General features: G+C 51.2%; 18 protein-coding genes and 1 pseudogene. 13 read left to right on the forward strand and 6 right to left on the reverse strand.

Annotation, left to right across the window (positions count from 1 at the left end; translation table 11 throughout):
* Positions 1 to 13: 13 nt before the first annotated feature.
* The 6 genes from ACEPST_RS07780 (at position 14) to ACEPST_RS07805 (ending at position 6,386) form a co-directional block, all read left to right on the forward strand.
* On the forward strand, positions 14 to 742 hold the full coding sequence (locus ACEPST_RS07780; RefSeq protein ID WP_395390639.1) for a nuclease-related domain-containing protein: 729 nt from the start codon (positions 14 to 16) through the stop codon (positions 740 to 742).
* A gap of 412 nt (positions 743 to 1,154) precedes the next feature.
* Positions 1,155 to 2,375: a Firmicu-CTERM sorting domain-containing protein gene (locus ACEPST_RS07785; RefSeq protein ID WP_204121248.1), complete on the forward strand. Its 1,221-nt coding sequence runs from the start codon at positions 1,155 to 1,157 to the stop codon at positions 2,373 to 2,375.
* A 46-nt stretch (positions 2,376 to 2,421) separates the two neighbouring features.
* On the forward strand, positions 2,422 to 3,021 hold the full coding sequence (gene xrtG, locus ACEPST_RS07790; RefSeq protein ID WP_204121247.1) for an exosortase family protein XrtG: 600 nt from the start codon (positions 2,422 to 2,424) through the stop codon (positions 3,019 to 3,021).
* The gene (locus tag ACEPST_RS07795) at positions 3,021 to 4,376 is read left to right on the forward strand and encodes a TIGR03111 family XrtG-associated glycosyltransferase (protein ID WP_204121270.1); all 1,356 of its coding nucleotides are present in this window, start codon (positions 3,021 to 3,023) and stop codon (positions 4,374 to 4,376) included. The genes xrtG and ACEPST_RS07795 overlap by 1 nt, the downstream gene beginning before the upstream one ends.
* The gene (locus tag ACEPST_RS07800) at positions 4,373 to 4,804 is read left to right on the forward strand and encodes a 6-carboxytetrahydropterin synthase (protein WP_125763734.1); all 432 of its coding nucleotides are present in this window, start codon (positions 4,373 to 4,375) and stop codon (positions 4,802 to 4,804) included. The genes ACEPST_RS07795 and ACEPST_RS07800 overlap by 4 nt, the downstream gene beginning before the upstream one ends.
* A complete protein-coding gene (locus ACEPST_RS07805; RefSeq protein WP_204121246.1) occupies positions 4,797 to 6,386 on the forward strand; it encodes a TIGR03766 family XrtG-associated glycosyltransferase in 1,590 nt (529 codons plus the stop codon). Before ACEPST_RS07800 ends, ACEPST_RS07805 begins: the two co-directional genes overlap by 8 nt.
* Positions 6,387 to 6,507: 121 nt before the next feature.
* Here ACEPST_RS07805 and ACEPST_RS07810 read toward each other — a convergent pair whose 3' ends face one another.
* Positions 6,508 to 8,346: a DUF5776 domain-containing protein gene (locus tag ACEPST_RS07810; protein ID WP_395390641.1), complete on the reverse strand. Its 1,839-nt coding sequence runs from the start codon at positions 8,344 to 8,346 to the stop codon at positions 6,508 to 6,510.
* A 782-nt stretch (positions 8,347 to 9,128) separates the two neighbouring features.
* Here ACEPST_RS07810 and ACEPST_RS07815 point away from each other — a divergent pair.
* The gene (locus tag ACEPST_RS07815) at positions 9,129 to 11,588 is read left to right on the forward strand and encodes a phosphoketolase (protein WP_204121244.1); all 2,460 of its coding nucleotides are present in this window, start codon (positions 9,129 to 9,131) and stop codon (positions 11,586 to 11,588) included.
* 204 nt (positions 11,589 to 11,792) lie between these two features.
* Entirely contained in the window at positions 11,793 to 12,218 is a 426-nt protein-coding gene (locus tag ACEPST_RS07820; RefSeq protein ID WP_204121243.1) for a hypothetical protein, read from the forward strand.
* Positions 12,219 to 12,297: 79 nt separating this feature from the next.
* Here the strand turns inward: ACEPST_RS07820 and ACEPST_RS07825 are convergent, their stop codons facing one another.
* Positions 12,298 to 12,840 (reverse strand): TetR/AcrR family transcriptional regulator, encoded by a 543-nt coding sequence (locus ACEPST_RS07825; RefSeq protein WP_204121242.1) that lies wholly within the window; start codon positions 12,838 to 12,840, stop codon positions 12,298 to 12,300.
* A 318-nt stretch (positions 12,841 to 13,158) separates the two neighbouring features.
* Between ACEPST_RS07825 and ACEPST_RS07830 the strand changes: the two genes are divergently transcribed.
* The 3 genes from ACEPST_RS07830 to ACEPST_RS07840 all read left to right on the forward strand — a co-directional run bounded on the left by ACEPST_RS07830 (position 13,159) and on the right by ACEPST_RS07840 (position 16,622).
* Complete coding sequence (locus ACEPST_RS07830) at positions 13,159 to 14,163, forward strand: NADP-dependent oxidoreductase (RefSeq protein WP_395390642.1); 1,005 nt, start codon at positions 13,159 to 13,161, stop codon at positions 14,161 to 14,163.
* A gap of 114 nt (positions 14,164 to 14,277) precedes the next feature.
* Positions 14,278 to 15,222 (forward strand): helix-turn-helix transcriptional regulator, encoded by a 945-nt coding sequence (locus tag ACEPST_RS07835; protein ID WP_239064505.1) that lies wholly within the window; start codon positions 14,278 to 14,280, stop codon positions 15,220 to 15,222.
* A 722-nt stretch (positions 15,223 to 15,944) separates the two neighbouring features.
* Positions 15,945 to 16,622 (forward strand): hypothetical protein, encoded by a 678-nt coding sequence (locus ACEPST_RS07840; protein ID WP_395425064.1) that lies wholly within the window; start codon positions 15,945 to 15,947, stop codon positions 16,620 to 16,622.
* A 454-nt stretch (positions 16,623 to 17,076) separates the two neighbouring features.
* Here ACEPST_RS07840 and ACEPST_RS07845 read toward each other — a convergent pair whose 3' ends face one another.
* The 4 genes and pseudogenes from ACEPST_RS07845 to ACEPST_RS07860 form a co-directional block, all read right to left on the reverse strand.
* Positions 17,077 to 18,339, reverse strand: a complete 1,263-nt coding sequence (locus ACEPST_RS07845) for an ABC transporter substrate-binding protein (protein ID WP_204121239.1) — start codon at positions 18,337 to 18,339, stop codon at positions 17,077 to 17,079.
* Positions 18,340 to 18,343: 4 nt separating this feature from the next.
* Complete coding sequence (locus ACEPST_RS07850) at positions 18,344 to 19,165, reverse strand: carbohydrate ABC transporter permease (RefSeq protein ID WP_374706461.1); 822 nt, start codon at positions 19,163 to 19,165, stop codon at positions 18,344 to 18,346.
* Between the two features lies 1 nt (position 19,166).
* Positions 19,167 to 20,072, reverse strand: a complete 906-nt coding sequence (locus ACEPST_RS07855) for a carbohydrate ABC transporter permease (RefSeq protein ID WP_204121238.1) — start codon at positions 20,070 to 20,072, stop codon at positions 19,167 to 19,169.
* 212 nt (positions 20,073 to 20,284) lie between these two features.
* Positions 20,285 to 21,013, reverse strand: a pseudogene (locus tag ACEPST_RS07860) (ABC transporter ATP-binding protein); the annotation flags it as partial.
* 896 nt (positions 21,014 to 21,909) lie between these two features.
* Between ACEPST_RS07860 and ACEPST_RS07865 the strand changes: the two are divergent.
* Together ACEPST_RS07865 and ACEPST_RS07870 are read left to right on the forward strand one after the other, a co-directional pair.
* The gene (locus ACEPST_RS07865) at positions 21,910 to 22,614 is read left to right on the forward strand and encodes a response regulator transcription factor (RefSeq protein WP_203643541.1); all 705 of its coding nucleotides are present in this window, start codon (positions 21,910 to 21,912) and stop codon (positions 22,612 to 22,614) included.
* Positions 22,595 to 23,980, forward strand: a complete 1,386-nt coding sequence (locus ACEPST_RS07870) for a sensor histidine kinase (RefSeq protein WP_204121237.1) — start codon at positions 22,595 to 22,597, stop codon at positions 23,978 to 23,980. Before ACEPST_RS07865 ends, ACEPST_RS07870 begins: the two co-directional genes overlap by 20 nt.
* Positions 23,981 to 24,018: the final 38 nt, after the last annotated feature.

The raw sequence follows: 24,018 nt of genomic DNA on the forward strand, positions 1-24,018 counted from the left end.
GGGGGGAAGTAAAATGTCAGAAAACTATACTAATCGCGGTGAATACCGCACCTATAAAATGCTACGTCAGCTCGATAAACGATTTCCGGAGGATAAATTTCATATTTTTGCCAACCTCTACATTGATTCGGATGACAATCGTTTTCCCAATCGGCAAGTGGATCACTTAGTGGTTTGCCGCAAGGGTATTTTCATGCTGGAAACAAAATACTGGACTGGGGCCGTGTACCACAACATCAAGCTCGCCGACCTACTGCGGATGATTGGCGTCGGTAAGGATGGGTCGATGGATGGCTTGTATCTGGTGAAGCGGTTGCTGCCTAAGGAAGTCATGCAGCAGGGCACCGAGAGCTTTACCATGTGTATCAAGAATCCTGATAATATCCAGGTTTATGCGGGGGACGAGAATCCCATCAACCAGGTGGTACTCTCCGGCCTGAGCCTGAACCGGCTGATTCAAAATAAGCTCAATCAATTGGGTATCAAACCCTACATCCACGAATTTGTTTTCTATAATTACGTGAGTGAGGACCCCGACAACAAGGTCATCGATCTGCACAACGTCTTGAACCAACCGTACGACGATGACTACAACAAGTGGGGTGAGGGCTTCTCCAAGCCAGCCCTGTTCCGGAGCTTCTACAGCGAAGTCCACGAAAAACTCCCCGACTGGTTGGGCCTCACCGACGACCAGGTCAACGCAATTGCCCGGTTGATTCATGAGACCGTGGTGTTGGATTAAACGGAAATTACCAAACATAAAATGATTAAACGTTGAAAAGGTCAGTTCATTTAATGGGCTGACCTTTTCACATCAGCGAAATTCGTGGGTCCTCACAATTCTTAAAGATTATTTGGTCGCTACTTGACCCAAAACCTAGTACAATGGGGGTGATTGCCAATGGGTTATTATTAGCGTCAACAAATACTTGTGGGCGTTAATCAATTCCCGTAATGGCGTACTTTCAGGCCGGCTCGGTTTCAGGTGAAAGGCGCGGTCAAGAAAGCATATTTGCGTGAAAAATGTTGTCTTGCTTAATTGACTATGGTGGCATAGACTAACCGTATAATAGTAAGTTAAGTTGTCAATTTAAATGATGTCATCGGCCAATTGGACGGGTGACAATTTGTTCTTAGAGGGAGGAGTTTACCTCATGAAGTTGTGGAAGTTAATGATGGCTGGGGTTGTTGCGCTAGGACTAGCTGGCGCAGTCGTCACTGCTGAACCGGCAACGGTGACGGCACAGGCGAGTGATAACATCACGATTGATGGGAAGTTTTCGGATTGGAAAAATGATGATCTGACTGAGGGCTATAACGGATATACTGCGTTAGGCAGTGGGGGTAAGTACGTTGATGCCTATGTGAAGATGAAGGGTCAGCAGAAGATGCCCACTTCAGGGTACACCTTTGTGGTTAATAATAAGACCTACCATGTTTCCCTCAAAGATATCCCTGACGTGCAGGCTGGTGAGGCCAAGGCGGTGACGGTCTATGCTGGAGATTACTACGGCGGTAACTCGTACGGAGATGTTGGTACGGGCTACGTCGGTAAGGATGGGTCGGACTACGTCGTAGAGTTTAGAGTCGACTTCACTAAGTTTAACTTGACCAAGGCTGATGATGGTCAAGTCGTTACCATGAAGAATGATAACGTGAGTGGTGATACCGCAGTGACGAAGCTAGATGCTTTGGAAGATACGGATGATAGCGCACCAACCAGTACGGCCGGCGTGATCGATGGTAAGGGTGATAAAAACGCGAAAGATACGACCACCACGGACAACGATGCCAACAATGATAATGACAACCTCAATATTAAAATTGATGGTAAGTTCGCGGACTGGAAGAATGTCACTTTAACGAGTGGCGATTACGACAATGGTTATACAGCAATGGTCAGCGATGGAAATTATGTTTATGTATATGTAAAAATGAGATATGGAACGGTTCCTGGCTATGGTGATTACAACTTTGATTTTAATGGCAAGAAAATTTACGTGTGGACTGATGAAATGCCAAGTAGTCAGGTCAGTTCTGATAATCCCAAAGCAGTTAACTTCACTGCTGGGGAATACAACGAAGGTCACCAGTATGGTACTGTGGGCAACGGCTATGTTTCCAGTAATAGCAAGGGTAACAACATCGCCGAGTTCCGGATTGACGTCAGCAAATTAAAGCTGTCTAGCATGACGGGCCAGACGATTACCATGTACAATCCTAATATCACAAACGCAAAAGTGACCGTTGCCGGTGGGTCTACCGGTCCTTACGTCATTGCCGGTATCGGGGTGCTCATCGCTGGTTTCGGTTACTGGCGACTCAGAAAGTCTGGTAAGCTGAAGCGGCGTCAAAACGATGCTGCCGGTAAGTAAGCAGCACAGCAACCGTTTGACAAGTTAACTAATAGGACTGGTATTGATGAGAGTAAGTATTCTACTAGGAATCGTGGTGTGGCTGTACGTACTATCGGTGTTAAAACGAGCTCGGCTATCCGCCTTCTACTTTATTGCGGGGAGTGCCGGACTCTTCTTTATCCTGACATCTATTAGCCGGCCATACTGGGTCTGGTTCTTTACCCATGCGGTGATTCACGGCGTCGCACTGTTTAACGATGTAACCAATTGGTGCACGATTATGTATAAGATGGGTCTGGTTTACATCTCAAATGCGGGCAACTCGGTCATCATGTCAATCGATTATGAATGCTCAGGAATCATTGAGACCTGTGCCTTCATTGCGTTGGTGGCGTTCTTTCCGATGTATAAACGGAAGGAAAAGGTGTTCTACGCGCTGTTTGGCCTGATTTACATCTTTCTCATCAACGTCTTGCGCTTAAGCGTGGTGATTACCTTCGTTCATTTCGGGGGTGGTCAGACGTTCTTCCTGGCCCACTCGATTCTCGGCCGGCTCATCTTTTACGTCTTGATTATTGTCCTGTACTACAACGTTTTCACCTATTCTCAGTTGGCCCAGGGGCTGTATCGAGACTTTGTTGATTGGAGGCATGATAAGCTGTGATGTACTGGATCAATCTAGCACTGACCAGAATGGGATTCTGGATTACATGGGCGTTAATTCCAATTATTGTGGAAATTATTCCAGCAATTGTTTCGACAATTAAATTAATGCACCTGCATCTCCACCAGCCCAAACTAGTGCCACCAGGAAAATGGCCATGGGTCACAATCATTGTGCCGGTCTACAATTCCGAGGACACTTTATTTGAGTGTATTCGATCCATTAACAATCAATCGTACCCCAAGAACGCCATGCAAGTTGTTTTGGCCAATAATCAGAGTACGGATGATAGCTTTGGCGCCTATGCCAAGGCCCAAAACACCTTTCCCGAACTGATTTTACGGTATGTCAATACGGATAAAGGTAAGGCCCGGGCGTTAAACACAGCGATTTATGAAAGCATTGGCATCTACGTCATTAACATTGATAGTGACGGGCTGTTAGAAAAAGATGCCGTTAAGAATATGGTGTTAAAATTTGAAAATGATCCCAGTATCGCCGCCATGACGGGGGCTATCTTACCTAAGTGGCAAATGGTCCAGGGGGTTAAGGGCCTCTGGCACAAGATACTGGCCAAAAATGAATATTACGAGTACGCTCAGGCCTTTCTCTCCGGGCGGACCATTGAGTCGTCCAAGGATCAGCTGTTTACCATGTCGGGGGCGTTCTCTGCGTTTCGGCGGGAAGTCCTGATGGAAACCTTCCTCTATGATATTGATAGCATTGGGGAGGACACCGACATGACCTTCCAGATTCGGACCCGGCTGGGCAAGAAGGTGGTCATCTGTGCCGACGCGATTTTCTACGTCGAGCCCATCTCCGGGTTTTCTGAACTTTACACCCAACGCCAGCGATGGCAACGGGGGGAGCTCGAGGTTACCGAGAATTATATGACCCAAACTTCCAGTTTGAAACGATTCTTTAACAACTTCTTGGTTCGGCGAATGATTATTGATCACACGTTTGTGTTTCCCCGGATGATCTGGACCTTCGCGAGTATCGTGTTGATTGCCTTTGGGTATTCAACCCTGGTCGTGGGGATGTCTTACCTGCTGATTTACTCGTTGTATGTCTTCGTGGCGCTCATCAATTTTGCCAGTGTGGCGATTCTGCTACGAAAATATCCCAGCGAGCAACATTACTATTTACATCTCTGGTGGGTGACACTGACGTTGCCAGTCTATCAGTTCGTTAACTCGTGGATTCGGTTGGTCGGCATCATTAATGCCATGACCACCAAGGCCACGTGGCGGATGCGGGGGATTAATGAGGAAACGAGCCGACTAATGGCGGTGCTACGCGATGATGGTAAAACCCTTCGCGAACAGTACCGACGGCGTAGGAAAGGAAAATGAGTATGAAACAACGGTCCTATAAAATTAAATCATACGTTAATGCGAGTCACGCGGTCCGGTGGAAGTCCGGGACGGGTAAGAAGCATAATCATACTTGGGAAATCGTCTGTGAGCTTCACGTGTTTGAAGGGATGGTCTCCTTCTTTGATATCGAGAAATCGCTGGGGAAGGCCATCGATGCCTTATCCGGTCAGTATTTAAATGATTTGCCCGAATTTAAGGTGATCAATCCGACCGTGGAAAATGTTACGGAATACTTGTTTAATGAAATTGATGGCATTTTGCGGCAGAACAACGCGGTTTTACTGCGAATCGAAGTCAGTGACTCGCCAACCCGGTCATTCTGTATTGATGTGACGGAACGGAAATTCCCGACGGAAGACGAAGTAGCCGCTGAAGTGGCGAAACAGGTAAACGACGATGCGTAGGTTCTATAAGTTCAGTCAAGCAGTGATCAACCTCTTTTGGCGCGTCCTGTTTTTTCTGACACTTTTTTTTGCGGTGACGTCGCCAAACATTATCTTAGGGGATAACAATACCTTTGGGACGAGTACCACAATGTTGACGACGGGCTTGGTGATTGGGTTGGTGGCCGTAGCGGTCGGCATCTATGCCTATCCACGGTTTCGCGCGTGGCTGTACCGTATATTTATTACAGAACGGGTGCGGACGGGGACAATTCTCTTACTGATGGTGTTGGTGGGCCAACTGTTCTTCGTCTACTTTGTGCACCCCAATAGTGGGTTTGACTCGGGGATGTTGCTGCATACGGCGACGGACCCGACCAGTGTGACGGACCCGGATATCACGTCTTATTTCAGTTTGAACCAAAATAACATGCCCATCATGTTGTTCATGCACTGGATTTCAACGACTTTCAATCAGACTACTTGGGAGTTCTTTGACTTTGTCACGCTCTTCTTCGTTGATTTGTCTGCGGTCCTTAACCTGTTAAGTGTCTGGGTCGTTAAGAAGAAGGCTCTGGGTGCGGCTATGTACATTCACGTCGGCTGGCTTGCCGTCTTTCCAAGTATCATCATGCCCTATACGGATGCCTGGGGACTGCCGCTGGTGTCGTTCTACCTGCTGTGTTATTTTGTCATGCGGAAGTCGTCCATCCATTCATTGATTCGGGCGGCGGCGGCCAATGGGTTTGGGATTAGCGTCATGCTGACGTACTTCATGAAGCCGTCGTCCATCATTCCCGTGATTGCGATTGTGATTATTGAGATTTTAATGGCGATGGCCAATCATAAACACTTACACATGGAAGCCCTATTCATCGCCTTTGCCATGGTCCTGTTCGTTGGCCGGAGTGGTTACGAAACCTATCAATACGTGAATCATAAGGTTGAAAATCAAACGTATATTCAGATTGATAAGTCGCGAGGAATTCCTGCGATTCACTTCATGGCCATGGGGGTCTATGGTCAGGGTGGTTACAGTTGGTGGCAAGCCGTTGAAATGACGTTTCTGCCAACCAAGCAGCAGAAGACGGATTACTCCGTGATGATGCTGAAGAAGCGACTGAAGCAATTGGGTCCGGTCGGTTATCTAAAATTTTTGGTGATGAAGCAGCGGAATAACACCGCTGACGGGACCTTTGGTTGGTTAAAGGAAGGGCACTTCTTCCTGGAAAATCAAAAGCCCAATAATAAAGGTATAACCAATAAGCTTAAGAACTTTATTTACCTGTATGGGAGGCACATCGCGGACTTCCGGTTTGCAGCCCAGTTGTGGTGGATCACGCTCCTCACAATCATCGCACTGGGCTTTGGGCCGGAGCAGCGGGTCATTCAGATTTTAAAGGTGGCCATGATTGGTGGTTTTGCGTTCCTTCTATTGTTTGAAGGTGGGCGGAGCCGGTATATCATTCAGTACCTGCCGTGCTTGCTATTACTCGCGACGATTTCCTTCGACCGCGCGGTAGCTAACGTGAACCGGTTACTAAACTGGTACAAAACGAAGTTGGCCGCGGCGATTGCGGCGGATGCTGTTGGTCATGAGTAGTGTTTTATCCTATTTGAATCGTTTAAATGGGGACTGGGTCTGCTGAGACTGAGTGCCGCAATAAAAGGGATACGCCGGACGACGTATCCCTTTTGCATTATCAACTTCTAGGCGTGATCGACTACTTCATGGCCCTAACCAGTCGTGGATTAGCGGTAATGTACCCACCGGCAACCCGGTAACGTAATGTTCCGGCGGTTGTCGCATTCTGGCCTTGGGAGTAATCCCAGCCGAGTACTTTGAAGGTGTGGTGCGCCTTCTGTGGATAATGCTGTTTCTGTTGGGTGAGGTTCACGTTAGCATAGCGGTTTACGGCGGTCCTAGCTTGGACCTGGGCAGGCACACGATATTTTCCGGCAACGACGAAGTGGCGGTTTCCTGAAATGTATTTGCCATTGGTGAGAAGTAAGCGGGTCGTCTGCCCGTGTGTGACGACCTTTTTGACCGCTAGTTGTTTGCCTTGGCTGTAAGCAACTTGGGGTTGAGACAACGCCGCGAAATCATAGCCGTTGATGCCACCAGGATTGATGACGGTCACCGTCTGGGGAGCGTTTTGGTAGTAGCTAGCCGTGACATAGTCGGCCTTAGTGGTGACGTAACCGGTCTCGCCATACGTCTGAGACTGCCGGTTGGTGTCTCTAACCTGATAGCGGTGATTACCAGCCTCAGAAGTTGTGACCCCAGTTACTAAGAAGGTCGGCTGCTTCATCTGTGGCTTTTTGGCAAACCAGGCCAGTCGGTTGGCGGCACTGAAGTCCTTATCGCCATACAGACCGATTTTTTGGGTTGCTGAGATATAAAATTGTTGGAAGTCTGCTGTGTCATCTTCCGTTGGTGTGGTTGGTGAGGGCGTCGGCGTTGGTGCCGGGATATCGGGTTCCTTGATGGCCATGCCGGGTTGGGGTTCACGCACGTACGTTTGATTGCCAGTGATTCCATGATCTTCACCATCATAGAGATTAAGCAATTGTTGGGTACTGTCATTCACCGTTGTGTCTGAATCACCCAGGACGGGGCCCTGCGGATCATAGACCTGGTAGTTCTGTAGAAAATCGTCGTAGCCCGCAAACGGCGGCTGGTGGTTTAAGTTAAAGCTGACTTTGCCGCTACCGACTGCCTGCCAACGATTAGTGACCACTGCATTACTTCTCGTTAGATTGTAGAGGCCACTATCTTTGAGAATGAGAGTGGGACTGACGGTGAGGCAGTTGATTTGGGCGGTGGGCTCAATGTAGTTGCTGTAATTCTCAGCGACTTTGTCGGGCGAAGAGAAGTTACCTAAGTTGAGGACCTGTAATGCCGTACAACCCAACGTTAGCCCACTCAGGTTGGCAACGTTAGCCGTCTGCATTTTGGAGAGGTCCAAGTAAACGAGCGAACTATCGTTTTGAAACATATTTGCGATGGAGTGGGGATTGTTGGCTGCGAAGCTCGGTGCAGTAAAGGCTGTCAAAGTTGAATTGCCGGTAAACATGCCCATGAGACCCGAACCGCCGACAATATTTGTGCTGTCTAAGTTAGTAAGGTCTAAATTATCTAGCCCGCTGTAATCGGTTACATTTGTAAAGCCAGCAAATAGGTAAGCAGCGTTGACACCGACGTTAATTTTCCCCGTGACAGCAATCTTCGTCACCTTGTTTTGGAAATCGGTTCTGGAGAGATTGTCCTGGTTATCTTCAACCAGGTCAGTCAAAACTTGGCCATTGGGAAGCGTCATCCAGCGACCAGAAAATTTGCGCAACGTGCCACCTTGTAGCGTTAACGTGCCGTCATTTAGGGCCCAGGGAATACTGGTCTCACCGGAGCCGATGGTGCCCGAATAGCTAGTTTCATCGACAGTAGCTGCCCGGGCACTTAGTAAGGAGGGTGCCACGGGCAGACTGCCCGGATGGGGAACGGGAGCTAATGGATGCAAACCAATGAGTAATCCCAATGCGAGTAAGCCTACTTTCCATTTCATTAGATAAACCTCCCCGAAACGAATGCGTGCTAAACGAGTCAAATTGATTACTTGTTGTCACCGTTAGTGTATCATTGAGCAACCTTAATCATGAACGATATTGACTCGTTTAGGGATAAGTATTTAGCAACATTAGCAGAAAATGAAATTTCGGTGGTTCTATCCGATAGAATGGGTTGCGTGGGTGCTTGGTCGATTGCGACTGAGCGCCCTTTCGTTTGCGCTATTGTCCAGAACCTAAAGGATTTCCTAAGCCCCACCAATTCCTAACAGATTACCGGCAATCCCGAATAGCCTTTGCTATACTCGATTCACGTTGAGCGATTGCCTTCCAGTGAGGAGGCAGGCTAACGTGTCATCGGTGACTCGTGTGGGCAGATTCAAAAAAACGGGGGCCTGCCGATGATAGCTCGCAACGCAAGCCAGTCATTTTCAACAGAAATTCCTATGAAAATTGCGTTCGCTGAGCAAACCAATGCGAGATTTTTTAAAAGTCTGCTATACTTTAAGCGCAAATGTGATTTTTAGCTTCAGCGCGCGGGAAAGCTTGTTAGGTCAGCAAAGAGAAAGGGTGACCAGCAGTTGAATGCGGGTGAATCGGCGGGCCTTTTTCCAAGGATTCACGCATGAAAATCAATTTATTTTATAATTGGGACGAACCAATTTATAAAAAGGTTGACTTTTTGTGAAAGTTTAGTATGATAAGAGAATAGAAATTAACCTCGATCATTGATGTTGATTTAGATGATGTAACTCAACGACACGAAGGAGTGTATGAATTCATGGCAGTAGATTACGATTCCAAGTCATACTTGGAAAAAGTTGACGCATGGTGGCGTGCCACTACGTACCTTTCCGGTGGTATGATCTTCCTGAAGAGCAACCCATTGTTCTCAGTTACGAACACACCAATCCAAAAGGACGACGTTAAGGTTAAGCCTATCGGACACTGGGGTACTATCTCAGGACAAACTTTCCTGTACGCCCACGCCAACCGTTTAATCAACAAGTACGGCTTGAACATGTTCTATATCGGTGGTCCAGGTCACGGTGGCCAAGTTATGGTAACGAACTCTTACTTGGACGGCACCTACACGGATGCTTATCCTGAAATTACTCAGGACCTCGAAGGGATGTCACGTCTGTACAAGCGGTTCTCATTCCCTGGTGGAATTGGTTCCCACATGACTGCCCAAACGCCTGGTTCCCTTCACGAAGGTGGAGAACTTGGTTACTCACTTTCCCACGCAACTGGTGCTGTCTTAGACAACCCAGACCAAATCGCCTTCACTGTTGTTGGTGATGGGGAAGTTGAAACCGGCCCTGCTATGACTGCATGGAACTCCATCAAATTCTTGAACCCTAAGAACGATGGTGCCGTATTACCAATCCTTGACTTAAACGGGTTTAAGATCTCTAACCCAACTCTGTTCTCACGGATGAGCGATGACAAGATTGCTAAGTTCTTCGAAGGCTTAGGCTGGTCACCACGTTTCCTTGAAAACGAAGATATCCATGATTACATGACTTACCATGAAAAAGCTGCAAAGTTATTTGATCAAGCTATCGCTGATATTCAACAAATCCAAAAGGATGCCCGCGAAAACGGCAAGTACGAAGATGGGACTATCCCAGCTTGGCCAGTTGTTATCGCTCGTTTGCCTAAAGGTTGGGGCGGTCCTACGCACAACCCAGCTGGCGAACCAATCGAAGGCTCCTTCCGTGCTCACCAAGTTCCACTTGGCTTAGCACAAGGTAAGCTTGATGAATTACCAGAATTCGAAGCTTGGATGAACTCATACAAGCCTACTGAATTATTCAATGCTGATGGTTCATTGAAGGCAGAAGTCGCTGATTTCGCTCCTAAGGGCGACAAGCGGATGGCTGCTAACCCAGTTGCCAATGGTGGCCGTGCTCGCGGTGCCAAGGCCGACACGCTCGACCTGCCTAACTGGAAAGACTTCGCTAACGACATCAACGAAAATAACCGTGGGACTCAGTTACCAGATGGTAACAAGAACATGGATATGAACGTTCTGTCAACCTTCTTCGCCGGCGTTGCTACGAAGAACCCTACGTCATTCCGGATCTTCGGACCTGACGAAACGATGTCTAACCGTCTTTGGGAAATGTTCAAGATTACGAACCGTCAATGGATGAGTAAGGTCAAGGAACCAAATGACCAATACGAAGCCCCAGAAGGCCGTATCTTGGATGCCCAATTATCAGAACACCAAGCTGAAGGTTGGCTTGAAGGTTACACCTTAACTGGTCGTACCGGTGTGTTCACGTCTTACGAATCATTCTTGCGGGTTGTCGACTCAATGACGACGCAACACTTCAAGTGGATCCGTCAAGCCGCAGCAGAAGACTGGCGTAATGATTACCCATCATTGAACCTGGTTTCTACTTCTACTGTATTCCAACAAGACCATAACGGTTACACCCACCAAGACCCTGGTATGCTGACCCACTTGGCTGAAAAGAAGTCTGACTTCATCCGCCAATACCTGCCAGCTGATGGGAACACGTTGTTGGCTGTCTTTGACCGTGCCTTCAAGGACCGTCAAAAGGTTAACCACATCGTTGCTTCCAAGCAACCTCGTCAACAATGGTTCTCCGTTGCCGAAGCCGAAGAACTGGCTAACACCGGTTTGAAGACTATCGACTGGGCTTCCACTGTTGCTGAAGGCGAAGATGCTGATATCGTCTTTGCTTCTGCTGGTGTTGAACCAACCATCGAAACGTTGGCTGCCATTGACTTGCTCAATGCTGCATTCCCAGCTGTTAAGATGCGTTACGTCAACGTGGTTGAATTAGAACGTCTGCAAAAGAAGAACGGGCCTCTTAACGACGAACGTGCTTTGAGCGATGCTGAATTCAGTTCATTCTTCGGCGAATCCGGGACTCCTGTTGTCTTTGGTTTCCACGGTTACGAAGACTTGATCGAATCATTCTTCTACGAACGTCAACACTTAGGCTTACACGTTCATGGTTACCGTGAAGATGGTGATATCACGACTGCTTACGACATGCGTGTATACTCCGAACTTGACCGTTTCCACCAAGCCAAGGATGCTGTTAACACCTTGATTGCCAAGGGTGTTATTGACGAAGCCGCCGGTAAGGCCTTCGACAAGAAGATGGATGACATCTTAGCTAAGCATTTCAAGGTTACCCGTGACGAAGGTCGCGATATTGAAGAATTCACTAAGTGGGCATGGACCCCACTGAAGAAGTAATTCTTTAGTTAAATCAAAACTTAAACGCATGACTTGCGACTTGTTCGTGGGTGGTGTGATGAAAGGTCAATCCAGTGATGGGTTGGCCTTTTTTATTGGCTTGGAAATGGAAAATCCGCAGCCTGTATTTTAGCGTTCGTTGAATTAAAATGTATAAGACTTATAATTAATTTAAGCCGATCTTTAGGAGGGAGAACTTTTTTCATGAAAAAACGTTTATTTACTATGGCCTTAATAGCATTGCTTCCCGTTGCAATGGTATCAACGCTATCAGAAGCTACACCTGCAAAGGCTGCAGTTACGCATACGACTCCAGTGAAAATGCGTGGGACTTGGTATGGATATGACAAAGATATAAAAGCTTGGGAAAAAATCCATTTGACCAAGTACACGTTTACTTATCAAAGCGGTAGTTATAAGGTGGTCTTACATCATATAGATAATGTTCATGGTAAATCCGGGGGAAAATATACATATACTTTCCAGATGCATAAGCACATTGCGGCAACTGATTTTTATGCGTGGGGAAAAGCTAAGGTTAAAGGAAAATACAAGAAATGTTTAGTTCAGGACGGGACAACGGCTATGTTTAGAACAAAAATTAAGCACTATAGTTCCGTAAAGTACTAAGAAAATGAATGCAATAGAAAAATCCGTAGCCAACTGGTTGCGGATTTTTTGCGTAACGTTTGAAAGAAATTAAAGTAAATTAGAGTCCCCGGACAATCAAGTGCCAGAGCGCTTCAAAGCGGGCGGCGTAGTCATCGTCGTTCCAGGTGTCCTTGAAGGTGGGGAGGGCAAAGACGGAAAAGGCTGACAGAATGGTTTCGGCCCGCTCGTGATGCACGTCATCGTAACCCATGATGGTGTCGATCACTACGTAGGCGCTGGTCAAAACGGCGCGCAGGGCGGTCGGATTGCTGTCGATGTAGCGGGTGTTGAGGGCAAACATTTGGGGGTGGTCGTTGTAGGCGTGCTTCTTCGCATTGGCAAACGCCCACAGCCAATCGTGAAGCCGTTCAGCTGGCGTGCCGGTTGAGGGTAACGGAATCTGATCAATGATGGTGCGTTGGAACCAGGCGGCGGCCACGGCCTCCCAAAGCGCTTGCTTGTTGGCGAAGTGCTTGTAGATGGCCGCGTGGGTCACATCGAGCTGTTGGGCAATTTGATCTAAGGTAACAGCCGGTTGTTGGTTCGCGGTGATTAGTGTTTCAGCGGTCGCCAGAATTTTTTCGCGGGTAATTTTAGCCATAATCATAACGGACTGAACGCAAGCGTCACGAGTCCTAACTCCTTTATTTGGTATTTCTTCTAGTGTAACACAAAATGCCAGTAAGTTACTTTATTTGACTTTTGTTACTAAATGATTTATTCTTACTAAGAAGTTACCGGTGAGTGATGTGCGTGTGACTGATTAGAATTTTAATGGTCAGAACCGAGCACGGAATACTGCTGGGATGGTGAAAATGAGCCCGCCGCCGGGAACGAACAGATAGAGCCAATCCATTTTCACCAAAACAAAAGACAATAAACTAAAGATACCGACCAAGGTCGGGGAGGAGCCAATAACATGCAAGCAGCCCAATTAGACAAGTATGACAAGCAATTCAAACTCGTGGTGCGGGACGTTCCAACACCCACGCCCAGCGCCAATGAGGTGTTGGTCAAGGTGCGCTATGCGGCCGTGAATCCCTTAGAGATGTTGATCGGTACCGGGAGCGTTAAGCTGATTCAAAACTACCAGATGCCAGTTACGATGGGGAATGAAATCTCCGGTGAAGTGATGGGCGTTGGGGTCAACGTCGACGATTATCAGGTTGGCGATGCCGTTTACGCCCGGTTACCCTTGCCACAACAGGGCGGTTTCGCTGAATACGTGGCCGTGGACCAAGCAGCGTTAGCGCCAATGGCCAAGACCCTCGATTTTGCCCACGCGGCGGCCGTACCGTTGACCGGATTAACCGCCTACCAAGGGCTTCACGAAGAGCTGGGCGCCAAGTCCGGTCAATCCGTGATGATCCCGGGTGGTTCCGGTTCCTTTGGTCAAATGGCCATTCCGTTAGCCAAGCAAATGGGACTGGAAGTCAGCGTTAGTGGTAATGCCGAGTCCAGAGAGGGCGTTATGGCGTTGGGGGCGACGAATTACTTTGATTTCCGTCAAGAAAATTACTGGGAAAAGTTATCGTCAGTCGACTACGTGATCGACACGCTTGGGCAGAAGGAATTTGCCCATGAACTGCAGATCTTGAAGCCCGGTGGCCGCGTGCTGTCCCTACGGATGGGGCCTAACCGCCAGTTTGCCAAGGACCACCAGTTATCTTGGTGGAAGACGGCGTTGTTTGCCCTAGCCGGCCGCAACTTCGATAAGCAAGCGGCCAGCGTGGGTGCCGATTACCGATTCATCTTCGTGCGCAGCGATGGCGAACAATTGTGGGAAATCACGCGGGTGGTCGAAGAGAATCAGATTGAACCCGCCATTGACCCCACGGTGTTCCATTTAACCGACATTAACAAGGCCTTGGACTTGGTCGCAAATGGCCGTCCTAAGGGTAAAGTGCTCATTCAATTCGATTAGTAAACGAAGGCGGCGACTCTACGGGGTGGCCGCTTTTAATTTGGTTGTAAGTTTTTTGAAGGTTGCTGGTATAATGAGGGTTAACGAGATTGGCAGAAAGCGGGGTGACGGCACGTGCAGAGTAATCAACGAATTGCAGAGCTCATGGTGCAGTTAATGTCCGGGGAAACGCTGAAGCAGAGCGATTTGGAAGCAAAATATCATATCAGTCGACGGACGTGTCAGCGGGACTTTTCGTACGTGCGCAGGGCGTTGTCGGAGTATGCGGCGGGCGACCTGGTGGAACACGATGGCACCTATCGCCTGGCTCGCCGGAGTGAAGAGACCGACGTGGAAATGGTTTTAACGATGAGCAACATTCTGTTGGGGTCCCGCGCGTTAGACCAAGACGAGCTGACGGCGACCTTGGATTACATCAGCAGTAGCCTGTCACCGGTGATGCAGGCGGTGGTCCGGCAACAATTAATTTTGTCGCGGGGCAGTTACGTGCCGTTATCCCGCGCCAAGCCGTTGCTACACCGGTTGCGGGAGGTCGCGGCCAGTATCGTCCGCACGGAGAAAATGGTCTTCACCTACCGTGGCAGCAGCCACAACAATTCTCAACTGCAGGTTCACCACGCCCAGCCGGTGGCCTTGTTCTTCGAGACCTACTATTTCTACGTTGCCATGATGAGCGAAGAGCACCACGGTTACTGGCTCTACCGTCTGGACCGGATGGGGGACATTTTAGATACGCTACCGGGAGACCACCTCGACTACGCCGAACGTTTTTCCCTGCAGGAACACCGCAACTATACCTATTTGATAGATTCGGGGGCACTGACGCAGATTCGTTTCGAGTACCGGAACTATGTGCAAACGGCGCTGGACCACTTTCCTGGCTCACGGGTCGTCAAGCAAAACGCGGATGGCAGTGTCGTAATTGAGGCCTTCGTTAAAGTTGACGGGGCCTTACTGTGGCTGATGAGTCAGGGCGCGGGGCTGAAGGTGTTGTCGCCGCTGTCGCTGGTCGACCGCATCAAGTCCGAGCTCCACCACGCACTGAATCAATACGAGTGAAAAATCATTCGTTCCCGGCGGCGAATTCAAGGTTCCCTGCTATGGGGCACGGCTCCAGCCTGAGGGGCGGTCTTCCGCCTCGCCTTGAAACCTCGCTAAAGACCGCGAGTTTCCAAGGTCGGCCCATGTTCTAAGTTGAGAATAGACCGCTCAACTAAGAACATCGACACAGCAGGGAACCTTGATTCGCCTCTGGTCACTGATATTTTCCTCGATTTATTCGTGGTCGGGTAGCTGATGGCCATTCTTTGGGATGGTTGCATTAAGATCTGCTGTTCCCGACGGCGGGCTCAAACCGCCCTGCTGTGGGGTCGGTTCCAGTCTGAGAAGCGGGCTTCCACCTCAACTTTGAGCCAAAAGGCGGTCTCAAAGGTTGCCCCATGGCCTAAGCTGAGTGAGAAACCTCAGCTAACGCCATCGACACAGCTGGGCAGTTTGGCCCGCCTCTGGTCACTGACATCGGTCGCCGATTTTTCACGTCGTGTTGATTAGATGTCCGTGGTCGGGGCTCAGGGTGTACGTATCGTGCTTGATACCAAATAGATAAGCTACCTAGTGTTTTAGATGCACAAATAGCGCTACACGTATCTGCTAACAACAGATAACATGTAGCGTTTTTACTTACGTTTTTCCCAAACGACAAACTGTGACGCCACCATTTTGTATACTGAACCCATCATCTGGTATCGGACTAGGTGAAGTCATTTGAGGAGGAAACAATGATGAATCGGTTAACGAAAATGATTGGCGCAGCCTTGGTGGCGGCGAGCTTGGGCTTAGTGGTCAGCGGGATTGGTCAGACACCAGAAACCGCTAGTGCTGCGGTGAAGACCCACAAACTGGCAAGCTTACCTAAGGCGTTTCGGGGAACTTGGTATACCAGCTACAAGGGGAAGGGTCGCAAAATCAAGGCGAGTGCGAAGAAGTTTGATATCTCAACTTATCGGCATGCTTTGGACCATAATAGCTATAGTGCTGCCAGTCAACAATACTTTACGCCATATCGATTAAGCGGCAAGAAGGTTCGTAAGCAGACGCTATATCTGTTGAATGGCACGGGAATAAGTACGGTTCGGCGGACGACAATTAAGGGCAAGCCAGTTTTAATCCAATACAATGAACAACAACATGGGACTAGCTTAACAATCTTCACTAGAACTAAAAAATCCTCAGTCCAAAAGGCCTATTTTGGTTCTAACCCGTTTGGGATGGCCGTTAACAAGCGAAAGGACGCCTTGAAGAACCGCAAGTTTTATCGGACAATTGATCCAATTGTGAAGAAGCAATTTGGTGCAGCGGTGAAAAAGAAAGTCGACAAGGGTGGTAAGACGGGGCCATTTAAGCATATCAATGTGGTTTCCTATACGGCCTATGGTTTTTGGGAAGGTATTGCAAATTAGCCTATTTTAGTCGTCAATTAAGTAAGCTATCTATTATTTTGAATATGGAAAAGACGTTACGTGTTATCTGCTAACAACAGATAACACGTAACGTCTTTTTAGTACAACTAGTTAAGTTTTAGAACCAGACACAAGGTCACAAACCGTCCACAACAGTAGCGAACCAGCTACGGACCAACGCCATGTCAGCCGCAGAGCTAGTGAAACTGAGCCACGGTGGTCGATGTCAGTGACCAGAGGCGGGCCAAAGTGACCAGCTGTGTCGATGGTCTTGGCTGGGGTTCTTTCTCAGCCTAGAGCATGGGACAACCTTTGTGACCGCTTCTCAGGCACAAAGTTGAGGTGGAAGCCCGTTTCTCAGGCTGGAACCGGCCCCACAGCAGGGCGCTTTGAGCCCGCCGCCGAGAACGGCAATCACCACTGTGTCCTGGCTCAGTTTTCACTAACACAAAGGCTACTGTGCCCGTAACTGTTTCGCGCGTTGTTGCTGGAGCTGTTTCAGAGCTTTTTCTGGCGTCGTGGAACCGGCGCTCAGCTGGTCAGACGCTTGGTTCACCGCGTTCAGATAAGCCGTGTAACCGTAGAAGGTCGGGTCCGGTGAAGCGTGGGGCAACGACTGCACGGTCGCCTTGGCCGCCGGGTGCTTGGTCAGGTAACGCCGGTAGTCGCGACTCTTCAGGGCCTGGGTGGTCAGCGGCAGGTAGCCGGTGGCCTTAGCCCATTTGAGCGTCTGTTTCTGGCCCAGCAGGTAGGTCATGAAGGCCGCAGCCCCGCGGCGTTGGGCTGGGGAGGCTGATTTGAACATAACTAAGTCATTCCCCTGAATGGCGCTGACGTGGCGGTTGCCCCGATAGCTGGGTAGCGGCGCCGTTCCCCAGTGAAAACCCTTGGGTGTACTGGTTTGGAGCACACCAATCGCGGCCGAGGAGCCACTGTAGAAGAGCGTTTTGCCCTTGAAGAATTGCACGTTGCCGTAGCCGTCCGTCCCCGCCGTGGTGGCCGTCTTGGCCTTTAACATGTCGTAGACCACGTGCGTCGCCGCAAGCATCTTGGGACTCGTGAGCTTCGGCCGCGGCGTCATCAGCGGCGTACCCGCCTGAGAGGTCAGGGTGTCCCATTCGGCACTGAAATTCTGGTTCAGCGCCAGCCCAGTCAGCCCCTGAGCCTTGACCCGAGTGGCATCACGCTGGAGCGCCTCCCAGGAGCGGGGTACGGCCGTGTGGGTCTGCTTGAGCAGGTCGCGGTTGTAGAATAACAGGCCGATGGATTTGGAAAATGGCATGGCGTACGTTTGTCCACGGTAGTAACTGACCTGCCGGAGATTGGGGTCAATACGGGCCATGGTGCGTTTCGACAAATAACCGTTTAGTGGCACGATAAATTGACCATGCACGTAGTCGGGTACGTTGGTATACGTGGTCTGGGCGATGGTTGGCAGGGTATCGGACTTGGCGGCGGCCATGATTTTCTGCTGGACGTTGGCGAAGTTGCCCTGGCCACTGGCAACGACGGTGTATTTAGACTGTGACTGGTTAAAATCGCGAACTAAACCATTAAGTGTTTGTTGGTTGGTGCCAGTCATGCCGTGCCAAAAGGTTAGAGTGACCCGTTTATGAGTGGACTGGCGGCTACTGGTCGGCTTACCAGAACAGGCGGCCAGCGCCCCCACAGCCAGGATCGCGGTGAGACTTAGGAGCAGACGGAAGTGACGTTTCATGTGATCAGCCTTTCAACCGGGATGCAGTCACCCCGAGAATTAAGTATTTTTGACAAGCAAGATAGAGAATGAATAACGGCAAAATGACGCAAACGGAGGCGGCCATCAGGAGCGGGTAGTTGGTGCCTTGGTCGCCGGTGAAGGTCATCAGGCCTACCGGCAACGTGCGTAACGCGTCAGTGTTAGTGACGATGAGTGGCCACATGAAGGCGTTCCAGGAGCCGATGACCTGGAGAAGCGCCACGGCCGTGATGATGGGCCGGTTGGTGGGCACCAGCACGTGCCAGAGGTATTGCCAGTCGCTGGCACCGTCCAGCCGCGCGGCCAGGTACAGCGTTTGCGGTTGGGCCTTGAAGGCTTGATGAAGGGCAACCAGCATAAAGGGACTGGCCAGCCACGGCACGATGAGCGCAGCGTAGGTGTTGATCCAGTGGAAATGGGCCAGGGTGATAAAGTTGGGAATGATCAGGAGCTCACTGGGGACCAGCATCAGTGCCACCATGAGCGCGAACAGCCACCGCTGCCCGTAGAAACGCAGATGGGTGAAGGCAAACGCCGCCAGTAGGCTGGTAAACAGCTCGCCTGCCGTGGTGGCAACGGTCACCAGCAAGGAATTCAGGCAGTAACGCGCAAAGGGGGCCGCCTGCCAAACGTGCCAGTAGTTGAGCCACCGGAGAGATTTGGGCAGCCAGGTCGTGGTCACAGTCAGTGTTGTTGCGGCCGGTTGGAGGCTAGTGAGGACCATCCAGCCAAAGGGCAGGAGAGTCAGGATGGCGCCCGCCGTTAGCAGGAGATACCAGAGGGTGGTGCGAATGGGATGGGCCACGTTACCGCCCCCCTAACTGACGTTGCCGGTGGTGGAAGTAGCCGACCGTGATCAGGGTCAGGGCGCTCACACACAGAAAGAGCACGACGCCACAAGCTGCGGCGACCGCCATTTGATTTTCGACGTAAAATTTTTGATAGAGGTAGACCATCAGGGTGAGGTCGGCGTCCCCCGGTCCCGCGGCACCGTGAAAGAGCGCATAGACCTGGTCGAATACCTTGAAATTGGTGATGCTGGTGTTGATGATGACCAGAATGGTGATGGGCATCAGCAGCGGCCAGGTCACGTTGGTGAACCGCTGCCAATCGCTGGCACCGTCCAGTTCAGCCGCTCGGGCAAAGCGGTGGTCAATGTGGTTCAGACCGGCGAGAAATAAAATAATATTGAAACCCAGCCCCTGCCAGATGCAGACGATAATCAGCGCGCCCAGCGAGTAGTGCGGGTCGTTGAGCCAGTCAATGGCGGGGATATGTAGGAGGTCCAGGAGTCGGTTGAGCAGGCCGCCGTCTAGCCGGAAGATCCAGTTCCAGACCAGACCAATGGCCACCGTCGACGTGACGAACGGTAGGAAGTACACCGTTTGAAAAAAGCCAGCGAGCCGCGGAATCTGGTTGATGCCCAGCGCAATGGCGAGGGCCAAAGCCACCGATACGGGCACGACGACCAGGACTAACAGTAAGGTGTTACGTGCGGCTAGGTGAAAGGTCGGGTCGTGCCAGAGGTAGCCAAAGTTGGCCCAGCCCATGGCGCTGACGTGGCCGGTATAGTAGTTGTATTTGGTATATAGGCTGATGAGAAACGCGTTCAGTAGCGGCCAGAGGATGAAGATCGCGGTGAGCACCAACAAGGGTGCCAGGTAGAGCAGGGCCTTGAGCGTGGATTTGGCGGTCGGTGTTTGGTTAAGCATCGCGGTCACCTCCCTCGAGACTGTGGCCATCGGCGGCGAAGAGCGTACAGCCGGTCGGGACCAGCGTGACGGCAATCGTTGCGGCGGTTGTCGTGGGGATGGCGGTGCTGACGAGCGGACCCAGCGCCGTTTGTAAATGGGTTTGGACGTCGCGGCCCAGTTGAATCTGCTGGGTCACGGTAGCGATCACGTGGGGCTGGTCGGCCGTTTAGCGGCACCACGTTGATCCGGGGCCGGCCAATGAATTGGGCCACGGTCAGGTTGGTGGGGTGCTGGTAAAGGCCGCGGCCGGTGCCGACCTGTTGTAGACGGCCGTTGGCGAGGACCATGATCTGGTCGGCTACCTGGAGCGCGTCCTCCTGATCATGGGTCACCAGGACCGTGGTCACGCCGGTCGTGCGTTGAATCTGGCGGATGACGCCGCGGAGTTCTTCGCGGAGCGTGGCGTCCAGGCTCGACAGCGGTTCGTCCAACAATAAGAGGCTGGGTTGCTTGGCTAGGGCCCGGGCGATGGCGACCCGTTGTTGCTGGCCGCCGGAGAGTTCTTGGGGGAATTTCGTCAGCTGATCGGTCACCTGAACCAACTCGGCCAGTTCGGCCACGCGTTGGTAGCGGGCGGCCTTTTTGACGTGGGCCATTTTTTACGGGAAGCCAATGTTATCGCGGACGGTCAGGTGCGGGTATAGCGCATAATCCTGGAAGACCATGCCAATGTTGCGGTGCCGACTGTCCGTGGCGGTCACGTCGGTCTGGTCAAAAATAATCTGACCGGCGCTGGGTGTTAACAGACCGGCTATCAGGTTTAAGAGGGTGGACTTGCCACTGCCACTGGGGCCCAGGAGCGCCGTCAGCTGGCCGTCTGGAACCTGGCAGTCAAAGTTGGTGAGGATGGGCGGCTGCTGGTCGTAGGTTAGTGTGATGTTTTTTAGGGTGACCCGCATAGGCCCAACCTCCTTTCAAAAAATAAACTGATTGACGTTTTCGTTCCCGGCGGCGGGCTCAAACCGCCCTGCTGTGGGGCCGGTTCCAGCCAAAGGGCGGGCTTCCACCTCAACTTTGAGCCGAAGAGCGGTCTCAAAGGTTGTCCCATGGCCTAAGCTGAGTGGGAAACCTCAGCTAACGCCATCGACACAGCCGGGCAGTTTGGCCCGCCTCTGGTCACTGACACGGTCGCTTATTTTTACAATGCCGTGGAACTCCGAGTCAGCCGCAGTTGCGTGATTGATGTTGCCGTTACAGGCGGCGGTCTCAAACCGCCCTGCTATGGGGCCGGTTCCAGCCAAAGGGCGGGCTTCCACCTCAACTTTGAGCCGAAGAGCGGTCTCAAAGGTTGTCCCATGGCCTAAGCTGAGTGAGAAACCTCAGCTAACGCCATCGACACAGCCGGGCAATTTGGCCCGCCTCTGGTCACTGACACGGTCGTTAATTTTTACGACCCTTTGCCTTCCCGAGTCAGTAGTAAGTGTGTGGTGGATTGATGACGGCTATTTCCATCTTGGTGGCTGGTGGGCTGGCGACCCTTGAATCTGACCAGCACCAAATGTATACATTGTATCGTTGTTTAGATATGTCCCATTATAGCCTATCTGGACAGAGGGTGGTATCAATAATTTTGCGGTGGAATGGTCTTGAGCCGGCGTCGTAAAGCTTAGAATTTGGTTAAGCCGCCTAAGTTAGGGAAGAAACCATGCTAAAATGAAATCACCCGCACTTGAGGTTAATTAAAGCGAAGACCTTTCAATTAGTTAATTGATGAGGCGCGCGACCTATCGTGCAAGTTGTTGGTTGGCTAGTAGCGATTAAGAACAACTAGGGATGTTTAAGGGGGAGACCACACATGAACGTAACCATTTTATTAGTCGAGGATGAAGAGGGGCTACGGACGCTCTTGAGCGCCGAGCTGGCGTTTGAGGACTACACCGTCATTCCGTGTGCCAGTGGGGAAGACGCCCTGACGCAGTTTGCGGCCCATCAGAGTGAAATTTCACTGATTATTTTGGATTGGATGTTGCCTGGTATTGACGGGCTGGGGGTGCTGCGGAAGATTCGGCGGCACTACGACGTTCCGGTGATCATGATGACCGCCCGGGATTACGTCGGCGACAAGGTTTCCGGCCTGGATGCCGGCGCCGATGACTACATCACTAAGCCGTTTGACACCGAGGAATTGCTCGCGCGGATTCGCGTGATCTTGCGGCGCAACGTCGTGAAAAATATCAACGATAAGAAATTCCACGTGGGGCCACTGGCGTTGGACACCAAGACGCGCCAGGTCTTTGCGGCCGACGCCGAGATTCAGTTGACCCAACGCGAGTTCGATTTACTCCTGACGTTCATGCAGCATCCGGGTGAGGTCCTGACCCGTGACGACCTACTGGACGCCGTGTGGGGCACCAATTTCGACGGGCAGGTCAACATCGTCGACGTTTACGTCCGCTATTTACGCAATAAATTAAAGGAAAGTGTTGCCAGCCAGATGATTCAAACGATTCGGGGCGTGGGTTACAAACTGGGTGCCGCTGATGAAGAAAACGCTCTTTAATACCAGCGCGGCGCGAATCACCAAGGTGTACGCGCTCCTTCTGCTGGGAATTACCGTAATCCTGGGGGGCGTCATCATTTCCGTGGTCGGGGTCAAGCAGGCCGAGGTCCAGCGGCAACAGGCGTTGGGCATCGTGCGCGGGCTGAAGCGGACCTTCGTGGCCAACCGCGATGACTGGTACTGGTGGCGGATGAGTAGCTGGGCCGACAAGCGGACCACTTTTATCCGGATCAGTGTCACTAAACCTGGCAAGCCGACTAAGCACCTCTATTCGCCCAACACGCAACGGTTCTTGCGGACCAAAGCCCACGAAACCGTGCACCAGGTGACGCCCAACTTCGGTTACCTAGAGAAGTCGGGGCTGTATTATCACGTGCGGGCGTCCGACATCGCCACGGATAAACGGGACCCGACCGTGCGCTACGACGTCTGGTTAAAACTCAACGACGTCACCGATTTACTCTTATTACTGGTGAAACTGATTCTCTTGATTTCGCTGGCGTTCCTACTGATTGGGACCTGGTTCATTTACCTGTTGGCGCGGCAACTGAACCGCCCGCTGGTTGAGCTGACCGGCACGACCAAGGCCATCAACCAGGACATTTCGGAAAATTATCAACGGCAGTTACCGGTGCCGGCATCGCCCCAGGAAGTTCACGACTTAACGGTCGAGTTCAACCTCCTGCTGCATTCGCTGAGCGAGCAGGAACAGGCCGACCGACGTTTCGTGGCCAATGCCTCGCACGAATTGAAAACGCCTATCGCCACAATTCGCGGGTACGTGTCCATGGTCAAACGGCGCGGCACGGCGCATCCCGAGGTGATTCCGACGGCCCTGCAGTTCATTGACCAGGAGTCCGAGCGGATGCAACGGTTGGTGGAAAGTTTGCTAAAGCTATCGCGGGCTAATCAGCTAGAGCTGACCACGGCCAGCGTGGATCTGAGCCAATTGGTGACGGAGACGGCGGCAAATTACGGCACGTCGATGGGGCGCGAGGTCATTTTAAACGTCCAACATCACGTGACGGCGCAGGTCAATGCGGACAGTCTCACGCAGATCCTCACGAGCCTGTTGAACAACGCACAGAAATATTCGCCGACAGACACGCCCATCACGATTACGCTGGCGGCCGTGGGCAAGCAGCTGACGGTGGCTGTGGCGGACCTGGGGATGGGCGTGCCGGACGACCAGAAGGCCTTGATCTTCGGCCGCTTTTATCGGACCAGCAACGTGCGCAACAGCGTGGCCGGCAACGGGTTAGGCCTGGCCATCGTCCATCAACTGGTCACCCTCAGTCACGGCGACATCGTGGTGAAGGATAATCAGCCGCGGGGAAGCGTGTTTGAAGTGACCCTGCCGCGGTGAGTGGGCGTTTCTGAGAAATTCTCAGCAAAGTTTCTTTT

It is taken from the genome of Levilactobacillus sp. FUA 3915 (genome assembly GCF_044053135.1).
GTDB lineage: Bacteria > Bacillota > Bacilli > Lactobacillales > Lactobacillaceae > Levilactobacillus > Levilactobacillus lanxiensis.